The organism is Pedobacter sp. AW31-3R, from assembly GCF_052180285.1.
Taxonomy (GTDB): Bacteria; Bacteroidota; Bacteroidia; order Sphingobacteriales; family Sphingobacteriaceae; genus Pedobacter.
The window spans coordinates 973,953-993,039 of sequence record NZ_CP197475.1 but is presented as its reverse complement, the minus strand read 5'-3'; the positions used below and the strand labels follow the sequence as shown (position 1 = coordinate 993,039).

Annotated in this window: 10 protein-coding genes, 2 tRNA genes and 2 rRNA genes; 9 read left to right on the top strand and 5 right to left on the bottom strand. The window is 42.9% G+C overall.

Annotated elements, in window-relative coordinates; translation table 11 throughout:
• Positions 1-7: 7 nt before the first annotated feature.
• From ACSBL2_RS04170 to ACSBL2_RS04155, 4 genes are all read right to left on the bottom strand, one after another.
• Positions 8-2,886, bottom strand: a 23S ribosomal RNA gene (locus ACSBL2_RS04170).
• Between the two features lie 234 nt (positions 2,887-3,120).
• Positions 3,121-3,197 (bottom strand) — tRNA-Ala (locus tag ACSBL2_RS04165).
• Positions 3,198-3,214: 17 nt separating this feature from the next.
• Positions 3,215-3,288, bottom strand: a tRNA-Ile gene (locus tag ACSBL2_RS04160).
• A gap of 182 nt (positions 3,289-3,470) precedes the next feature.
• Positions 3,471-4,993: ribosomal RNA gene (locus ACSBL2_RS04155) — 16S ribosomal RNA — on the bottom strand.
• The 16S and 23S rRNA genes sit together here with 2 tRNA genes alongside, the layout of an rRNA operon.
• Positions 4,994-6,203: 1,210 nt before the next feature.
• Between ACSBL2_RS04155 and ACSBL2_RS04150 the strand changes: the two genes are divergently transcribed.
• The gene (locus ACSBL2_RS04150; RefSeq protein ID WP_442590407.1) at positions 6,204-7,850 is read left to right on the top strand and encodes an RNA-binding domain-containing protein; all 1,647 of its coding nucleotides are present in this window, start codon (positions 6,204-6,206) and stop codon (positions 7,848-7,850) included.
• A gap of 727 nt (positions 7,851-8,577) precedes the next feature.
• On the opposite strand, the gene ACSBL2_RS04145 is transcribed toward ACSBL2_RS04150, so the two are convergent.
• Positions 8,578-9,345 (bottom strand): hypothetical protein, encoded by a 768-nt coding sequence (locus tag ACSBL2_RS04145; RefSeq protein WP_442590406.1) that lies wholly within the window; start codon positions 9,343-9,345, stop codon positions 8,578-8,580.
• A 465-nt stretch (positions 9,346-9,810) separates the two neighbouring features.
• Between ACSBL2_RS04145 and ACSBL2_RS04140 the strand changes: the two genes are divergently transcribed.
• The 8 genes from ACSBL2_RS04140 to ACSBL2_RS04105 all read left to right on the top strand — a co-directional run bounded on the left by ACSBL2_RS04140 (position 9,811) and on the right by ACSBL2_RS04105 (position 19,045).
• Positions 9,811-10,734, top strand: a complete 924-nt coding sequence (locus ACSBL2_RS04140; RefSeq protein WP_442590405.1) for an outer membrane protein assembly factor BamD — start codon at positions 9,811-9,813, stop codon at positions 10,732-10,734.
• Between the two features lie 12 nt (positions 10,735-10,746).
• Entirely contained in the window at positions 10,747-11,073 is a 327-nt protein-coding gene (locus ACSBL2_RS04135) for a DNA-directed RNA polymerase subunit omega (RefSeq protein WP_442590404.1), read from the top strand.
• 46 nt (positions 11,074-11,119) lie between these two features.
• Positions 11,120-12,313: a bifunctional phosphopantothenoylcysteine decarboxylase/phosphopantothenate--cysteine ligase CoaBC gene (coaBC, locus tag ACSBL2_RS04130; RefSeq protein ID WP_442590403.1), complete on the top strand. Its 1,194-nt coding sequence runs from the start codon at positions 11,120-11,122 to the stop codon at positions 12,311-12,313.
• A 51-nt stretch (positions 12,314-12,364) separates the two neighbouring features.
• Positions 12,365-13,267: a DUF4835 family protein gene (locus ACSBL2_RS04125; RefSeq protein ID WP_442590402.1), complete on the top strand. Its 903-nt coding sequence runs from the start codon at positions 12,365-12,367 to the stop codon at positions 13,265-13,267.
• A gap of 257 nt (positions 13,268-13,524) precedes the next feature.
• Positions 13,525-13,911, top strand: a complete 387-nt coding sequence (locus tag ACSBL2_RS04120; RefSeq protein ID WP_442590401.1) for a BlaI/MecI/CopY family transcriptional regulator — start codon at positions 13,525-13,527, stop codon at positions 13,909-13,911.
• Between the two features lie 144 nt (positions 13,912-14,055).
• Complete coding sequence (locus tag ACSBL2_RS04115) at positions 14,056-15,873, top strand: M56 family metallopeptidase (protein ID WP_442590400.1); 1,818 nt, start codon at positions 14,056-14,058, stop codon at positions 15,871-15,873.
• A gap of 196 nt (positions 15,874-16,069) precedes the next feature.
• A complete protein-coding gene (gene recN, locus ACSBL2_RS04110; protein ID WP_442590399.1) occupies positions 16,070-17,737 on the top strand; it encodes a DNA repair protein RecN in 1,668 nt (555 codons plus the stop codon).
• Between the two features lie 78 nt (positions 17,738-17,815).
• Entirely contained in the window at positions 17,816-19,045 is a 1,230-nt protein-coding gene (locus ACSBL2_RS04105) for a carboxypeptidase-like regulatory domain-containing protein (RefSeq protein ID WP_442590398.1), read from the top strand.
• Positions 19,046-19,087 lie beyond the last annotated feature (42 nt).

The window sequence follows — 19,087 nt, the reverse complement described above, 5'->3', positions numbered from 1 at the left end:
GTATTGCTCTTGAAAGCTTCGGATGATTAGTATTACTCGACTATGGTGTCGCCACCTTTACATCTGTAACCTATCAACGTAGTAGTCTGCTACGGTCCTATATGGAATTCTCATCTCGTGGCTAGTTTCGCACTTAGATGCTTTCAGCGCTTATCTATTCCCAACGTAGCTACTCTGCAATGCCCCTGGCGGAACAACAGATTCACTAGAGGTTAGTCCAACCCGGTCCTCTCGTACTAAGGTCAGCCCCACTCAAAATTCCTACGCCCACAACAGATAGGGACCGAACTGTCTCGCGACGTTCTGAACCCAGCTCGCGTGCCACTTTAATCGGCGAACAGCCGAACCCTTGGGACCTTCTCCAGCCCCAGGATGTGACGAGCCGACATCGAGGTGCCAAACCTCCCCGTCGATATGAGCTCTTGGGGGAGATCAGCCTGTTATCCCCAGCGTACCTTTTATCCTTTGAGCGATGGCCCTTCCATGCAGAACCACCGGATCACTATATCCGTCTTTCGACCCTGCTCGGCTTGTCTGCCTCACAGTCAAGCAAGCTTATGCTATTGCACTCCTCATACGGTTACCAAGCGTATTGAGCTTACCTTTGAAAGCCTCCGTTACCTTTTTGGAGGCGACCACCCCAGTCAAACTACCCATCAAACAATGTCCCCCCATTAAGGGGTTAGACACCGAATACAGAAAGGGTGGTATTTCAACGTTGACTCCACAACACCTGGCGATGCCGCTTCACAGTCTCCCACCTATCCTACACATCCTGTATCCAATGTCAATGTTAAATTGTAGTGAAGGTGCATGGGGTCTTTCCGTCCCGTTGCGGGTACCCGGCGTCTTCACCGGGACCACAATTTCACCGAGCTCATGGCTGAGACAGCGCCCAGATCGTTACACCATTCGTGCAGGTCGGAACTTACCCGACAAGGAATTTCGCTACCTTAGGACCGTTATAGTTACGGCCGCCGTTTACTGGGGCTTCGATTCAATGCTTCGCCTTGCGACTAACATCCCCTCTTAACCTTCCAGCACCGGGCAGGTGTCAGGCCTTATACTTCATCTTTCGATTTTGCAAAGCCATGTGTTTTTGTTAAACAGTCGCCTGGGCCTTTTCACTGCGGCTGACATTGCTGCCAGCGCCCCTTCTCCCGAAGTTACAGGGCCATTTTGCCGAGTTCCTTAGCCATGATTCACTCGAGCGCCTTAGAATTCTCTTCCCGGATACCTGTGTCGGTTTGCGGTACGGGTTTTTATAACCTGAAGCTTAGCGGTTTTTCTTGGAAGTCTGATTACCTGCGCTATCCACTTAGCCGAAGCCTCGCGGTACTATCGACTTTCAGCTAGGGTGGCGGATTTGCCTACCTCCCTAATACCTACAGTCTTTAACGATCTATTCCGTCAGATCGCGGCAGTGTCACTACTCCGTCCCCACATCGCAGTTATAAAAAGTACTGGAATATTAACCAGTTGTCCATCGAATTTCCCCTTCGGGTTCTCCTTAGGCCCCGACTAACCCTGATCCGATTAGCGTTGATCAGGAAACCTTATCCTTTCGGCGGGCAGGTTTCTCGCCTGCCTTATCGTTACTTATGCCTACATTTGCTTTTCCAGAAGCTCCACCACAGCTTACGCCATAACTTCGCTGCCGCTGGAATGCTCCCCTACCGTAATATAAATATTACCCATAGCTTCGGTATACTACTTAATGCCCGTTTATTATCCATGCACGATCGCTCGACTAGTGAGCTGTTACGCACTCTTTAAATGAATGGCTGCTTCCAAGCCAACATCCTAGCTGTCTGTGCAATCGCACCTCGTTAGTTCAACTTAGTAGTAATTTAGGGACCTTAGCTGATGGTCTGGGTTCTTTCCCTCTCGGCCCGTGACCTTAGCACCCCGGGCCTCACTGCCGTGTATATTTGATAGCATTCGGAGTTTGTCTGGATTTGGTAGGATTTGACTCCCCCGCACCCAATCAGTAGCTCTACCTCTATCAAACTCTACCACGACGCTGTTCCTAAAAACATTTCGGGGAGTACGAGCTATTTCCCAGTTTGATTAGCCTTTCACCCCTACCCACAGATCATCCGGAAACTTTTCAACGTTTATCGGTTCGGTCCTCCAGTACGTGTTACCGCACCTTCAACCTGTCCATGGGTAGATCACAAGGTTTCGCGTCTACCTCCCCTGACTATACGCCCTATTCAGACTCGCTTTCGCTTCGGATCCGTGTCTTAAACACTTAACCTTGCCAGAGAAGAGTAACTCGTAGGCTCATTATGCAAAAGGCACGCCGTCACGCCACCTGGACGCTCCGACCGCTTGTAAGTACACAGTTTCAGGTTCTATTTCACTCCCCTGTTCGGGGTTCTTTTCACCTTTCCCTCACGGTACTGGTTCACTATCGGTCTCTCAGGAGTATTTAGCCTTACCGGATGGTGCCGGCAGATTCCCACAAGGCGTCTCCGACCTCGCGGTACTCAGGATACTACTAGGCTAATGTCTCTTACGTGTACGCGGCTCTCACGCTTTACTGCCAGGCTTCCCATCCTGTTCCACTTCAATTCATTAATACCACATCGTAGTCCTACAACCCCAACATTGCCGTAACAATATTGGTTTGGGCTCTTTCCCGTTCGCTCGCCACTACTTAGGAAATCATTATTATTTTCTCTTCCTCTGCTTACTTAGATGTTTCAGTTCGGCAGGTTTGCGCACCGCAGTGCGACTGATCTTCAATCAGCCAGGTTGCCCCATTCGGAAATCTTCGGATTAAGTCATATTTGCTAATCCCCGAAGCTTATCGCAGCTTATCACGTCCTTCATCGCCTCTGAGAGCCAAGGCATCCCCTGTGTACTCTTTCTTACTTTCTTCTCTCCATAGCCTTTTGCGCCTATGGAAATGCTTTTTTATTAATGCTGTTAACCTTTTTGATCAGTTCCCAGTGATGATTGCTCATCCATGGTTACTTCCCTAAGCGCTAACAACGTCTCTATTGTTGTTTGCTCTTCTTTATTAACTTCTTCCAATATGTCAAAGAACTTTTCTATCCCGGGTATTCCTTTCGGTTTACCTATTTCTGTATCTTTTGTATCAGATACCGGTGATGGTGGAGAATAACGGAGTCGAACCGTTGACCTCCTGCGTGCAAGGCAGGCGCTCTAGCCAGCTGAGCTAATCCCCCGTAAGATTATAACTATGTAGTCCCGAGCAGATTTGAACTGCTGACCCCTACATTATCAGTGTAGTGCTCTAACCAACTGAGCTACGGGACTATTTTTCTGTGGCTGCTGGTAATGCTGTTGAGTTGCTCATTCACATTGCCGTTTGCCTCAGTCAATACCTTCTTTCAGTCTGGTCAAAACATCTAGTTGATGTTTCATCCTATGGGTTGTCTTTTTGAGATTTTATTGTCATTTATATCATTTACGCAAACGGGTAGTTAGTCTTGCTCCAGAAAGGAGGTATTCCAGCCGCACCTTCCGGTACGGCTACCTTGTTACGACTTAGCCCCAGTTATCGGTTTTACCCTAGGACGCTCCTTGCGGTTACATACTTTAGGTACCCCCAACTTCCATGGCTTGACGGGCGGTGTGTACAAGGCCCGGGAACGTATTCACCGCATCATTGCTGATATGCGATTACTAGCGAATCCAACTTCAAGAGGTCGAGTTGCAGACCTCTATCCGAACTGTGAATGGCTTTTGGAGATTCGCTTGCTGTTGCCAGCTTGCTGCCCTCTGTACCATCCATTGTAGCACGTGTGTAGCCCCGGACGTAAGGGCCATGATGACTTGACGTCGTCCCCTCCTTCCTCTCTGTTTGCACAGGCAGTCTGTTTAGAGTCCCCACCTTAACGTGCTGGCAACTAAACATAGGGGTTGCGCTCGTTGCGGGACTTAACCCAACACCTCACGGCACGAGCTGACGACAGCCATGCAGCACCTAGTTTCGTGTGATTGCTCACTCATCTATCTCTAAATGATTCACTAACTTTCAAGCCCGGGTAAGGTTCCTCGCGTATCATCGAATTAAACCACATGCTCCTCCGCTTGTGCGGGCCCCCGTCAATTCCTTTGAGTTTCAATCTTGCGACCGTACTCCCCAGGTGGAATACTTAACGCTTTCGCTTAGCCGCTAACTGTGTATCGCTAACAGCGAGTATTCATCGTTTAGGGCGTGGACTACCAGGGTATCTAATCCTGTTTGATCCCCACGCTTTCGTGCCTCAGCGTCAATTAAACCATAGTAAGCTGCCTTCGCAATCGGTGTTCTGTGACATATCTATGCATTTCACCGCTACTTGTCACATTCCGCCTACCTCTAGTCCATTCAAGCTCTTCAGTATCAAGGGCACTGCGTTAGTTGAGCTAACGTCTTTCACCCCTGACTTAAAAAGCCGCCTACGCACCCTTTAAACCCAATAAATCCGGATAACGCTTGGATCCTCCGTATTACCGCGGCTGCTGGCACGGAGTTAGCCGATCCTTATTCCTTCGGTACATTCAGCTCATTACACGTAATGAGGTTTATTCCCGAATAAAAGCAGTTTACGACCCAGAGGGCTGTCTTCCTGCACGCGGCATGGCTGGTTCAGAGTTCCCTCCATTGACCAATATTCCTTACTGCTGCCTCCCGTAGGAGTCTGGTCCGTGTCTCAGTACCAGTGTGGGGGGTCATCCTCTCAGATCCCCTAGTCATCGTCGCCTTGGTGGGCCGTTACCCCGCCAACTAGCTAATGACACGCATGCCCATCTTAATCCTATAAATATTTGATCATTACACAATGCTGTGCTGTGATTTTATGCGGTGTTAATCCGAATTTCTTCGGGCTATCCCCCTGATTAAGGTAGGTTGCATACGCGTTACGCACCCGTGCGCCACTTTTCGATTAGAGCAAGCCCCAATCTATCGTTCGACTTGCATGTATTAGGCCTGCCGCTAGCGTTCATCCTGAGCCAGGATCAAACTCTCCATTGTAAAATGTTGTGTTTGAACGCTGACCATTCTTAACTTAATAAATTAATTTAATAATAATCTGTTCTTATTTGTCTGACAGATCTAACTTGAAAAACCCATGCGGATCATGTACTTTGATCTTGTACAGGATTACCCCGCTTACGTTTTATAAATGACATCTCTTTAATGAACTTCTCGGCACTTACCTCACGGCGGCCTGTATATGTTGCGATCTCTTCTCTTCTTTCCCGCAGGTCTTATTGTTCCTGCATTCCAGCTGATCTTCTGATCGTTTCAGTCTTGTTTGTTTCCTTGCGACATCCGCCGCCGGGCTCCCGTTTTGTTGGGACTGCAAAGGTAGAAATCTTTTTTGATCTGGCAAGCTTTTTATTTTTTTTATTTTCCAGGGTTTTAAAATCCTGAAAGAAGTTTAAACCTTCCTCTTTAAAAATAAAACCTTTACCGGATTCCTATTCTTTACACGCCTTTCAAATTACTTCTTCTTTATCTCCTGCACTGTTTCCCTTCCTCCGAAGCGGGATGCAAAAGTAGGAAAAATATCCATGACCACAAACAATTACACACAATTAATTGTATCATAACGCTAACTTATTGTCTCACAGCTATAAATGTTTGACAGCACAAAAGGACACTGTGGTTTTCATAGGGAAATCAGCAACAGGACCTGCCCTTTTCAGGGGCCCGGAACCTCAAATGGCCATACAGTATCCTATAATCGCTGCTTAAAACAGCTGCATAGGCACAAATTGGGATGGGCAATGGGGCAGGTGGCACAGCCCCTGGCTTCGATTGGCCAGAAAAAAACTATTGAAGGGCCCATATAATCACAATGCCCGGCCAGTTTCCAGGTGTAACCTCAATCCACACCTATTCCAGATTCCCTACCTGCAATAGGCGCCTGACAGTATATATATGTAATAGCATGGCTTGTTCAGAAGCTATATAAATATAACCTACAATAAAATGGAAAACTTGGGGTTAAAAGGAACAAAACTCAGATCATTCACCATACTTAACCGATTAATTATAATCTGGCGTTTTAATCGATCCTGTTCGTTAAAAGTTCTTCAGATTTCTGAGGCGCTTTTTTATATTTTACTGCCCCGGCAAAAACATTCAAACTTTCGGATTTTGAAAGTTTAGCCGACTGGTTATTCTGCTTAATTCTGAGTATTTTTGCTAACGACTTTATACTGATACATTTTAAAATATGTCATTACCAGTTAATGTAGAGGATTTAATTCACGGAAAAGCGATTGAATGGGAACGTCTTGAATTTAAGAAGGGTTGGAACCCAGAGGATATAGTACATACGGTTTGTGCCTTTGCCAATGACCTGAACAACTGGGGTGGTGGTTATATTATTGTCGGCGTTGAGGAAGAGAATGGACAACCTATTCTGCCTCCAGAGGGAGTACCGCAAAGTCAGTTTGATAAAATTCAAGGCAAAGTCCTCAGCTTAGCCCATCAGTTATTGCCCAATTACTTTCCTATTATTCAACCTTATATTTTACAGGGTAAACATATCCTTGTGATTTGGTGTCCGGCTGGTGACAACAGGCCTTATTTAGCGCCTAGCACCCAAGGAACTAAAGCTGAACGGCATCCATATATTCGCTACGGTTCGAGGAGTATAATTGCCAAAGGCGATAACCTTAAAAGATTGCAAGAACTCGCAGCAAGAATTCCTTTTGATGACCGGTTGAATGGTATTGCTACTGTCGGGGACTTTGATCTTGGTCTGATACAGGCCTATTTACATGAGGTAAAAAGTGATCTGCTTGAAGACAGCAGGAAGCTAAGTTCTGAGGATCTAAGTCGGCAGATGTATATCGCCAAAGGGCCAGATGAAAATCTTAGACCTGTAAATGCAGGCGTACTGTTCTTCTGCAAGAATCCTGATCAGTTTTTAAGTCGTCCCTGGATAGAACTGGTATGGCATAAGAATTTTTCAGGTAAAGATTTTACTGAAAAATATTTTAAAGGTCCTATTCAGGATCAGTTGAGAGCGGTATTGGCATTCATCCAAAATAATATTATTCAGGAACATGTCATCAAAAATCCTGAAAAGGCTGAAGCAACACGTTTTTACAATTTTCCCTTTGTGGCACTTGAAGAAGCCTTATCAAATGCAGTATATCATAAAAGTTATGAAATCGGTAGCCCAATAGAAGTACAGATTTGGCCCGACAAGATTGAAATATTAAGCTATCCAGGCCCTGTTCCTCCTGTCAATGCACAAATACTGCAACAGCAAAAGCGTATTGTAGCACGTGAATATCGCAATAGGAGAATAGGGGATTTCTTGAAAGAACTGAAATTAACTGAAGGCAGAGGAACAGGGTTCCCTGCTATATATAGGTCAATGGATATTAATGGTTCACCCGAACCTAAGTTTGAAACTGATAAAGATTGTACCTACTTCCTGACTGTTCTCCCTGCAAGAATTAATAATGAACAAGAACCCTTAGCGAATAAAGGTTCAAATGTAGCTTTAAGTACAATTGGAAAAGCACAAAGTAAAAGTGAAGGTGCAGATGAAGGTGCAGATGAAGGTGCAAATAATGAGACCATATTTTATACTCATGACGACATACTTGGTCATATTATTAATCTAACATTTGTAGACGGCACATCAAATATGAAAACTAATGCTAAATTGCTTCTGAACCTAATGATCCAGGAACAAGGTAAGCGCGCTCCTGATTACGCAATAGATACTGGCTTATCATTAAGTACCGTAGAAAGATATATCCGGAAATTAAAGCGTTTAGGTTTTGTTAATTTCAGTCAACAACCAACAAACGTTGGAGGCTATTTCATTACGGATAAATTAGCGAAACAGTTAGAAAAATAGCCTGTTCCCGGGATATAAGGTGATGGGATTTACCCAAATTATATGAATTTTAGAAGATCAATATAGAATTGTGGTATTATCGTATTGAAGCTGTATTGTCAACCCAATCATTGAGTATTCAAGACACACTTCAACTCTAATTTTCCCCAAATACCTACTTTCAGTAAACCATCCCAAAACCTAAAGGGTTTCTTATAATAATTACTGAATCCTTACATTTCATAAGCCTCTTACAGCAATAAAAATTTTGATTTTATTCTCAAAAATCATGATGAGAAAAATATTTATTTTTTTGTTAACTCCGTACGATTTGATGTGGTTACATTTACAATGTGGTAATCAGGCGATGGCTTTATTACCAGATTTTAAATCCTAATAGGTATTTTAAATCAACGAAACTTTGTTGGAACAGACCTGAGAATCTAAAACAAATCAAAGTTACGGATGATAGAATGCCCGGTTTCTTTACCTTTGCGAGGTTTGGGGCCATGGGCGCTCTCCTGCGACATCATTATGCCCGGTAGAAATAAAGAACGTCCATTCTTCTTCCTTCAGGAAGACCTTACTGAACAGTCCAGGTTGTTTGCCTAAGCAGAGACCTATCTCCACAACATTCAGATGAAATGTTGTGGAGATAAACTGGTCTAAGGAAAACGCACTTTTGATTAATCATCGCTCTCCACACATTTAACACTGGATTGGATCACACAGCAAATTTTATTCCTCCTCAAAAGCACAACCCATGCTCCATCCATCGAAACTTCCCACTTTCCTCATAATCCCCCGGAGTAATCCGGGCCAATAGAATTCCGCCGGCATTCGGTTTGGCATCAGCCAGTGGTCGCCTTCTTTTGAAATATTCAATGCTAAGGGTCAACAGGCAAAGGCTGCCTTTGGGAATAGGAAAGGAAACATGCAGTCCATTGAGGTCTGCAGAGGGATTGGTTATCTCCATGACATATCGATCTGTTGTACTGCTCATCAATCCCTCTTGCAAGCGAAAAAATGCAGCATTGAACGTAAGTTCACAGGAATCTGTCTTTTTAGGGAATCTTAGCATTAGAGGCCTGTCTGTTTTTGGAAAGTCAACGCTCAGTTCATCCGGCTCCATGCCTACAATTACGCTTGCCGGTAATTTTTCACACAAACGAAGTTTATCATTAAAATCAAACCCCTCGAGTGCCTGGAAGCTATCCTCTCGGAAATGAAACCCTATTCCCGAAGAGTCGTGACTATAATTTAGCGCGCTGTTGATGGCAGCACTTAGCCTGGCATGAACAGAGCCGTCCAGCGCAACTTCAGATTCATGCTTAAATGCAGTTCTGATGAGTTGGCTCAGGGAACCTGACAGTCCAAAAATGTTCGCCGCAGCTTTTGTAGCTGGTGTCTGCTTCCTTGCACCGGCTTTTGCAGTCACTTGTTGTTTGTCGCCCGCCTTTTTAAAGACTACGGGGCCTACGATTCCGCGCAGGAATCTTCCTTTTAGTATAGCCATCGTTTATTTAATTAAATATGTTATTTTTGTATGGGGAGGTAATTTAGGCAATCCTGCAGGACAGTGCAAGACCATGTCCGCATTTGTCCACGTTTGTCCTTATTTGTCCTGTTACAATTAAGGATTTTTTAGTTTTTCAACGTAAAATACAGTATAACTGTCCGGTAACTCGCCGGAACGTCTTCGGAAAGAACCTCAGTATACAGGCATCAAATTCCCTGGGAATACCCTATAAAAACATTCAAAAACTGAGTATAAAGTGGGAGTCAGCTGCGTATCCAGTGTGAATCTAATTGAACATGTAATAACGAGAATACCTTGACGCTCCGATAAAGTGCCAAAGCACCCTCTCCGAACGCAATTGTTAAATTATGTTAACAGCTTGGCTGTTAAAAAGGCTTTATATAGCTTAGCACTCGATTATTTTTAATTGACGTTATCGTATTATTACCTTATCTTTGTAAAATGTTTAAAATTAAACACGCTTTTATACTAGCTGTAACTGTTGTAGCCCTGAGCATTGCAGGTTGCAAAAGCCGTTTTGAAAAAATCAGGCTAAGTAATGATGTGGCAAAAAAATACCAGGAAGCCATTAGATTATACAACAAGAAAGATTATTCCAAAGCGTTAATCCTATTTGAAGACCTGTCACAAAAGTACAGGGGCAGGGCCGAAGCTGAAGATCTGAACTACTATTACGCCTACACCTTATACAGGCTAAAGGACTATACAACTGCACGTTTTCAATTTAAATATTTCGCAGACACCTACCCTACAAGTAAAAATGCAGAAGAATGCAGGTACATGGGTGCTTTTTGCTATTACCAGGATTCTCCTGAATTCACACTGGATCAGGAAAATACCTACAAAGCTATTGATGCCTTGCAATTATTTATCAACTTATACCCTAAGAGTGAACGTGTAGCGCAGGCAAGTCAGTATATTTCAGACTTACGTAACAAACTGGAATTAAAAGCATATACCAATGCAAGGTTATATTATGACCTTGGTGGATTCCAGATGGCGAACTATAAATCATCTGTGATCTCCTTAAAAAATGGTGAAATTGACTATCCGGATATCAAATATATCGAGGAAATGGATTTACTAATTGTCAGATCCCAGTATGAATATGCGAGAAACAGTTATCCTTTCCGTCAGGAAACAAGATATTCTGAAGCCATCGGATATGCAAATGATTTTATCGAAAAATATCCTGAAAGTAAGTATCTTGCAGAAGCAAAAGAACTAAAAAAAGACAGTGAAGCTGGTATAGTTAAAGCCAAGGAAATCATCGCACTTGAAGCTAACCAGATCGCAAAATATAAAGCATTAATCGAGAAGGATGCGAAAAAAGACAGTCTCGCCAGAACTCCAATAATAAAATAATCCCAACATATAATGAATACGAATAAACCCGCAATATCGAATACTACGGTTACAAGAAATGTAAATGATTTAGACCAGAAGACAGAAAATATCTATGAGTCTTTAGTTATTATTTCTAAAAGGGCTAATCAGATTTCTAATAACATGAAAGAAGAATTACACGGTAAATTAGCCGAATTCGCTTCATCAAATGATAACCTGGAAGAGATTTTTGAGAACAGGGAACAAATTGAAATCAGTAAGCACTATGAGCGTATGCCTAAACCTAGTCTTATTGCTATTGATGAGTTTCTGAATGATAAAGTTTATCACAGAAATCCTGCTAAAGACGCTCAATAAAAAGCAGCATAGAATTACATTGCATATCTGTTTAAATGCATAAACTATGCTCCGGAATAAAAATATTATACTTGGCGTTTGCGGCAGTATTGCAGCCTATAAAGCTGCTACATTAGTCAGATTACTGATTAAGGCTGGTGCAAACGTCAGGGTAATCCTTACAGCTGATGCGGCAGAATTCATTACTCCGCTAACGCTTTCCACCCTATCTAAAAATCCGGTTTATACCAAATATTTCGAAGAAGAAACCGGGGTATGGAGTAATCATGTTGAACTGGGTCTTTGGGCCGATTATATGATTGTCGCTCCTGCTACAGCCAATACCCTCGCGAAGATGGCAAATGGTATCTGTGATAACCTGCTCAGCGCCGTTTACCTGTCAGCCAAGTGCCCCGTATTTTTTGCTCCGGCAATGGATCTCGATATGTGGAAACACGAAAGTACCCATGACAATGTTGCCCGTTTAATCAGTTTCGGAAATATATTAATTGCTCCGGGAAGTGGCGAACTGGCAAGTGGCCTGCATGGTGAAGGCAGAATGGCCGAACCTGAAGAGATCATTTCTTTTGTTACACAACACATCAGTAAACGCCTTCCCCTTTATGGAAAGAAAGTCCTGGTGACTGCCGGCCCAACTTATGAACCGATAGACCCTGTTCGTTTTATCGGAAATCATTCTTCCGGCAAAATGGGTTTTGCTATTGCAGACCAACTGGCAGAAATGGGTGCTGAAGTCCTACTCATCACTGGGCCAACAGCCCAACAAAGCAAACAAAATGTAAAACTTGTTCCTGTCGTTACTGCAGCAGAAATGTTCGAAGCCTGCAGGAACCATTTTGAATCTACCGATATCATGGTCATGAGTGCCGCTGTTGCAGATTATACCCCTGTACAGGTCGCCACACAAAAGATTAAAAAATCAGCTGATGCATTTAGCATTGAACTGAAGAAAACGACAGATATCCTTGCCCATCTCGGACAGCTGAAAAAAAGCGGACAAATACTGGTTGGATTTGCCCTTGAAACTGAAAATGAAGAGGAGCATGCAAGAGCAAAACTGGTGAAGAAAAACCTTGATCTCATTGTCCTTAATTCCCTGCAGGACAAAGATGCCGGTTTCCAGAAAGATACCAACAAAATTACTATCTTTAATTCCACAGCCGGGAAACTGACCTTCGCTGCCAAAACAAAAGTTGAAGTTGCCAAAGATATCTGTACCGAAATCCTGAAGCTCGTTTAATAACGCGAAATCCATTGTATCTTTATTTGCTGTAAAAATCAATATCATCCAATGAAGAAACTGCTGATTATTTTTCTGCTCTGTTCATTAGCTGTGTTTAGCACTGCTGTAAATGCCCAGGAACTGAATGCAAGGGTTCAGGTACTGGCGCCAACACTTTCCAATATCAATAAACAGACGGTAGAACTGATCCAGGCCACCATCAGGAATTTCCTCAATAACAATAAATGGAGTACCGAGACCTACCTGCCCCAGGAAAGGATTGATTGCAACCTGGTGATTACCCTTACCGCCTGGGATGGCAGCTCTGCCTATAAGGCAGAAGCACAAATCCAGAGCAGCCGGCCTGTGTATGGATCGGCTTATACCAGCACTATTCTGAACCTGAGTGATAAAGATTTTGATTTCAATTACAATGAAGGACAACCCATTGATGTCTCTGAACAGAATTATTTAAGCAACTTAAGTTCACTATTGTCTTATTATGCCTATACCATTGTCGGCCTGGATAAGGATAGCTTCAGCCAGTTAGGCGGAACACCCTATTTTTTAAAGGCCCAGAATATATTAAACGTTGCACAGGCGTCAGGCAATACAGGTTGGAAAGCTTTCGATGGACTCAGGAATCGTTATTGGTTAAATGAGAATCTGTTGAATAAATCGTTTGAAGAGCTAAGAGTTTTTATTTATGGTTATCATTCCAGTGCTTTAGATGACATGCAGAAAGACAGATCAGCGGCTACGCAAACATTGATTGGTTTACTGCCTGCTTTAAAAAAAATGGATAAACAGAAACTGGGATCGATTTTCCCGAATGTTTATTTTGCTGCTAAAGCCGATGAAGTGGTGAATTTTATTGCAGCCGGTGCCCCTCAGGATAAAGCGAAAGCTTTCCTCCTTTTGAGTGATATTGATCCGGCAAATATCAATAAGTATGAGAAATTAAAGAAGTAATATTCTTTTTCCCAGGAAATCACCAGTATCTTTTTTTAGCACATTTCCCAGATGATGTTCTTTTTAGCGCATATCGTTTTTTAAGCATACTTCTCTAAGCATACTTCGTTTTAAACAAACTTCCATCCTCAACATATTGCTGGACATACTTCTTTTCTGAGTACCCTCCCCCCACTCCAATAATTATTTTTCAACTATTATTTCTTTTATACGAATATATTCGTACATTCGATTACGAAACAATTCGTACGAAAGTAATGGCAACAGAAATCACATCAAAACCAACAGAAAGCGAACTGGAGATTCTTCAGATCCTTTGGCAAAAAGGCAATTGTACGGTAAGGGATGTACATGAAATTCTAACTAAAAATAAAGAAGCCGGATATACGACCACATTAAAGCTCATGCAGATTATGCATGAAAAAGGTTTGGTAGACAGGGATACGTCTTCAAAAACACATATCTATAGTGCGCTGGCCAGTCAGCAGAAAACACAGCAACACCTGCTGAATAAATTAATCGACAATGCCTTCAACGGATCAGCAGCGAGGTTGGTGATGCAGGCACTGGGCAACCATAAGTCAAGCAAGGATGAAATTGATGCCATCAAAAAATACCTGGATGAGCTGGAAAACAAATCGTGATCAGTCAAATTACTTTTTCATCCTGAGCAATCAGGTTCTCCAGAACTCCAGCCGTCAGGACAGAAATTAAAAAACCGCCGGGTATATTCCCCAGACCACAAATCATAACTTAACGAACAACTTAACGAATTTTAATGCAATAATATGGAAGCTTTATTACACAATCTGATTAAGGCGACGGGATGGAGTATCCTTCATTCCCTATGGCAAGGAGCTATCATCTATGGGCTGGTTATGCTGGTTCAGCTGGGTTTCCCTCAACTGAAAGCTAAAACCAGGTATTTGTTTGCCTTTTCAGCGAACAGCCTAATGCTCCTTTGTTTTGTGTTTACTTTTCTAAAGATATTCGACTTGCCTGTAAGCGAAGCCCATGGAACCACGGCTTCAGGACTGGCAGCAACAAATAATTTTCTGGCCACACAGGTGTCGGTGAGCCAATATGCAGAAAAGCTATTCCCCTATCTGGTTTGTCTGTATGTGATCGGGATTGGCATACAATCCTTCTTTGTCTTCCAGGGATACCAGAAAATCTTATCCCTGAAAAAAGGTCCGCATACCCAGATCCCGGAAAACTGGAAACTCTTATTTGACACCCTCACGCAAAAACTAAATATCAGAAGAAAAGTTACTTTCTGGCTGTCAGATCAGGTGCAGGTACCATTGATTATTGGTTATATGAAACCAGTAGTCCTGTTTCCCATAAGTCTGGCTACACAAATGGATCTTGCACAGGTAGAAGCCATCCTGATCCATGAATTGTCTCACATCAGGCGCAATGATTATCTCCTGAACCTGTTCCGGACAATGATAGATACACTTTTGTTCTTTAACCCATTTGTATGGCTTATCGGAAAGTACATCGACATTGAACGCGAACATGCCTGCGACGATATGGTTGTCGGGCTGACCCAGACCCCTATGACCTACGCCCATGCCCTGCTGAAACTGGAGTTACTTGCCGATCATCAAAACCTAGACCTGGCACTCGCTGCAACAGGTAAAAAACAATACTTGTATCAACGTATTAAAAGAATCACAGATATGAAAACTGATTATATGAACGCTAAACAAAAGTTTTTTGCCATTACATTAACACTTGTTACTGTAATTTCCCTGGCATGGATTAAACCATTAAAGGCTGAAATCTCCCTGCATGAAAAATCAGCAGCACTCCAATCGGCTATTCAGCTATCGCTGAAGGAGAATATCAATAAGATAATGAATCCTGCCCTTTCTTTACAGCAGGAACCCGCAGATACATCAAAAAAGAAACTGAAAATTAACATTAAAACCAAGGATTGTAAGGATTCTGTTGGCCGGCCTGACATAGATACTGTGATTCAGAATAATGGCGGAGTAATTGACCTTAGTGATGTCATGATCACTGTCAATAATAGCCTCACAGGATTAACAGATTCCATCATAAATAATATCAATTTCGAGGGACTGACCAATGAGGAATTCAAGGCGGTAAGTTCTATGGGCAAGAATAAATTCAGTGCAGACGACGCATCGGTTTTTAGGATAAAAGACCCGCTTTCTCCACAGGAAAAAAAGAGAATAGAAGCGCTGCAGAAAGAACTGGACGAGCTGGGAAAGAAAATGGGCAAAGCCGTTAGTCCGCTACAAAAAATGAAGAAAGCAAATATGAAAATGAAGGCCGAATTAAGAAGAGCACCAGTTTTCACTGCTAAACAACAGGCAGATATTCAGGAAATCAGTTCTGCCCTGGCGGCCAAAACTATGGAGATCCATAAAATTGTATCTTCTGCAGAGGGGCAGAAAAACACGCTGGTCTTAACAAAAAACTACAAAATAACGGGGTTAAATCGTGCGGATCAGTTACGCGACCAGGAGATCAAACAAAGCCGGGAATACCAGGAATTGAAGAAGAAATTCGATGATGACGTTAAGGTATTGATGGAGAAGAAAAGCCAAAGAGAGAAAGCTATACAGGAATAGTTTTTTTCATACCATTCGCCTAAGCCACCATTGGCATCAGCCAGGCACAGCAACTCAGGCTAAAAAGATCGCAAAAAACCTGCTGAACAGTTAACACACAACTAACCTTAGCGACCGGTGAACAATCCGGTCGCTTTTTTTGTTAACAAAGAAATAAACTGCGATTGGCTAAGTTTTTATAATTTAGCAAACAGATATGCTACAGAAACTTTCTATACGTAATTATGCACTGATTGACAGTGTTGACCTTGAACTTGATAAAGGTCTGAATATTATTACCGGAGAAACCGGGGCAGGAAAATCTATTATGCTCGGTGCGCTTTCCCTGATACTGGGACAGCGTGCGGAGACGAAATACTTTTTCAGTCAGGAAAAGAAATGTGTAATTGAAGGTCAGTTTAAACTTTCCAATACCTCCATTAAAGCTTATTTCGAAGATTTTGACCTCGATTTTCATGAGGAAAGTATCCTGAGAAGGGAAATTTCGATTGACGGGAAATCCAGGGCTTTTATCAATGATACGCCGGTTACCTTATCTGTGATGAAGCAAATCGGTGAAAAGCTGATCGATATCCATTCCCAGCACGCAACAGCAGAAGTGAATGATCCTGGTTTTCAATTGTCGGTCGTAGATACCTTGTCTGATCACCTTCCCCTGTTAACGGAGTACAGGCAGAAATTTAAACTGTACAAGAGAAACCTGCAACACCTCTTAAATATGCAGAGTTCAGCAGATGAGGCGAGAAGCAAACAGGATTATGAACAGTTTTTATTCAATGAACTGGAACAGGCCAATCTGCAGGCAGACGAACAGGCACAACTGGAAATTGAGCTGGAAGCATTGAATAATTCCGAAAGTATCAAGCGTGGTTTACTGAACACTTATGCGCTGCTCGACAGCGAAGAAACCGCAGCATTGCCCATTTTAAAAGAGGCAGTGAACCAGATGCAGGCCATAGAAAAGTTTAATCCTTTATATCATGCCTTGAACGATAGGCTCCGTTCCGCAATTATTGAACTGAAAGATATTGCCCATGAGGCTACAGGACTGGAAGAAGATATCGTTTTCAATCCTGCCAGAATTGAAGAAATCAATCTTCGCCTGGATACGCTGTATACGCTGCAACAAAAACACCGTGTAAATGGTGTAGAAGAGTTGATCCTGATCAAAAATAACTTATCCGACAGCCTGAATACGCTGCTGAACAGCGACGAGGAAATTGAACGCCTGATCAAAGAAATCAATACCTTAAAAACGGAACTCGAAAAGATAGCTGATATTTTATCAAAAAACAGAAGCAAGGCCATCACTGTCGCACAAAATCAGGTCGGGGAAATCCTAAACCGTGTCGGAATGCCGAATGCCAAGATTAAAATTGAGCAGACAGTGGTGGAAAATCTGAATAAGGATGGAAAAGACATGATTGCCTTACTGTTTTCCGCAAATGTTGGCCAGGCTCCGGCCCCGGTGAGCAAAGTTGCCTCCGGAGGAGAACTGTCCCGCTTAATGCTGGCCATCAAATCCATCATATCCAAACATACCTCCCTCCCTACCCTTATTTTTGACGAGATTGATACGGGTATTTCCGGTGAGACGGCCTTACGTGTGGGTGACGTGATCGGTGAACTGGAAAGGAACATGCAGGTGATCTGTATTACCCACCTTCCGCAGATTGCGGCAAAAGGTACTGCCCATTACTTTGTGTATAAAAATGAACAATCGGAAAAAACAACAACGGCCATACGCCGGCTGAAGAAAGAAGAACGTGTTGCAGTGATTGCAGAAATGCTGAGCGGTAAAAATCCAGCTGAATCGGCCTTAAAAAATGCGGAAGACCTGCTGGGATATATTTATAAAGTTTAACTCTTTTTAACATTTTTAAAGCCCCTGAAGGGCTTTTTCCTTTTGCAGGGAAACTGCCTTTTTCGGTACATTAGCTCCATGATTAAATCTCTGCTGGCACTTGTGTTTCTTTTGTGCACCAACATGCTGTCGCATGCGCAAAACCTGTATTCCATTACAGGTCAGGTTCAGGATAAGAAAGGGGAAACTTTACCCGGCGCCGGTATCTATCTCAGCGGATATACCACCGCAACGGTGACCAATATGGACGGGAAATTCGGACTGAACAAACTCAAGCCAGGCTCATATGAGGTCGTGGTACAGATGATGGGATTTCTACCCTACAGCAAAAGTGTGATTATCTCCGATAAATCGGTCGACATCAAAATCGTACTGGCGGAGAATACCATTATGCTGAATGAAGTGGTGATTCTGGCTGATCCTGACCGGGAAAAGAACCTGCAGACCTTTAAGGAATTTTTCATCGGCAGGACTCCCAATTCGCAGAAATGTAAAATACTGAACCCAAATGTTCTTTACACCAAATTTGACAGAAATGTAAATGTGTTAAGGGTAACCAGTAACGAATTTCTGGTAGTAGAAAATAAGGCACTCGGCTACCGCCTGAAATATATGCTGAACCTGTTTGAATATGATTACAATTCAAGAATAGTTTATTTTTCCGGATTACCGGTTTTTGAAGATTTAAAAGGCACAGGGAAGAAAAAAAGGGAATGGCAGAAAAGCAGGGAAATTGCCTATGCAGGTTCACCGCAGCACTTTTTCCAGTCGCTTTACCGGAATACCACTGCCGAGGAAGGTTTCATTATCTACAAAAGAATCAAAATACCCAATCCCAATCGCCCTTCTGACAGCCTGATCAATGCGACCCGGAAAAGATTACTGGCTAAAATGAAGGGATTGATGCGTGTAGGTTCAGATTTCAATGATTCCCTGCAGACTATAGGGAAGCTTTCACAGTTGCCAAAAGAATATGTCACTTTAGATACTTCCGGGGTACGCACTGACACGCTGGTGAAGCAGATTTATCCGAACAGGAAAACGATCAATTTTAAAGATGAACTGTATGTGATGTTTACCAAAGAGGAAGAACCACTGGCGTATTCCAATACAGGACATTATGTACTGAGACCACTGAACATACCCAATTATGAAATTTCTGTCATCCATCAGCTCCATGGTGCCAGCAGTTTCTATGCCAATGGCAGCATGCATGATGCCAGGTCCTTATTGTATGAAGGTTTCTGGGCTTACGAAAAAATAGGTGATATGATACCTATGGATTATGTCCCCCTGAAGAAAAGATAATTGATTAGAAAGAGATACCCGGCCACAATAGATTTCCATCCC

Bases quoted from the DNA above. Each gene is read 5' to 3' on its own strand.
- ACSBL2_RS04115 (WP_442590400.1), top strand. From the start codon at position 14,056: ATGGAAGCTTTATTACACAATCTGATTAAGGCGACGGGATGGAGTATC.
- ACSBL2_RS04125 (WP_442590402.1), top strand. From the start codon at position 12,365: ATGAAGAAACTGCTGATTATTTTTCTGCTCTGTTCATTAGCTGTGTTT.
- recN (WP_442590399.1), top strand. From the start codon at position 16,070: ATGCTACAGAAACTTTCTATACGTAATTATGCACTGATTGACAGTGTT.
- ACSBL2_RS04145 (WP_442590406.1), bottom strand. From the start codon at position 9,345: ATGGCTATACTAAAAGGAAGATTCCTGCGCGGAATCGTAGGCCCCGTA.
- ACSBL2_RS04105 (WP_442590398.1), top strand. From the start codon at position 17,816: ATGATTAAATCTCTGCTGGCACTTGTGTTTCTTTTGTGCACCAACATG.
- coaBC (WP_442590403.1), top strand. From the start codon at position 11,120: ATGCTCCGGAATAAAAATATTATACTTGGCGTTTGCGGCAGTATTGCA.
- ACSBL2_RS04120 (WP_442590401.1), top strand. From the start codon at position 13,525: ATGGCAACAGAAATCACATCAAAACCAACAGAAAGCGAACTGGAGATT.
- ACSBL2_RS04135 (WP_442590404.1), top strand. From the start codon at position 10,747: ATGAATACGAATAAACCCGCAATATCGAATACTACGGTTACAAGAAAT.
- ACSBL2_RS04140 (WP_442590405.1), top strand. From the start codon at position 9,811: ATGTTTAAAATTAAACACGCTTTTATACTAGCTGTAACTGTTGTAGCC.
- ACSBL2_RS04150 (WP_442590407.1), top strand. From the start codon at position 6,204: ATGTCATTACCAGTTAATGTAGAGGATTTAATTCACGGAAAAGCGATT.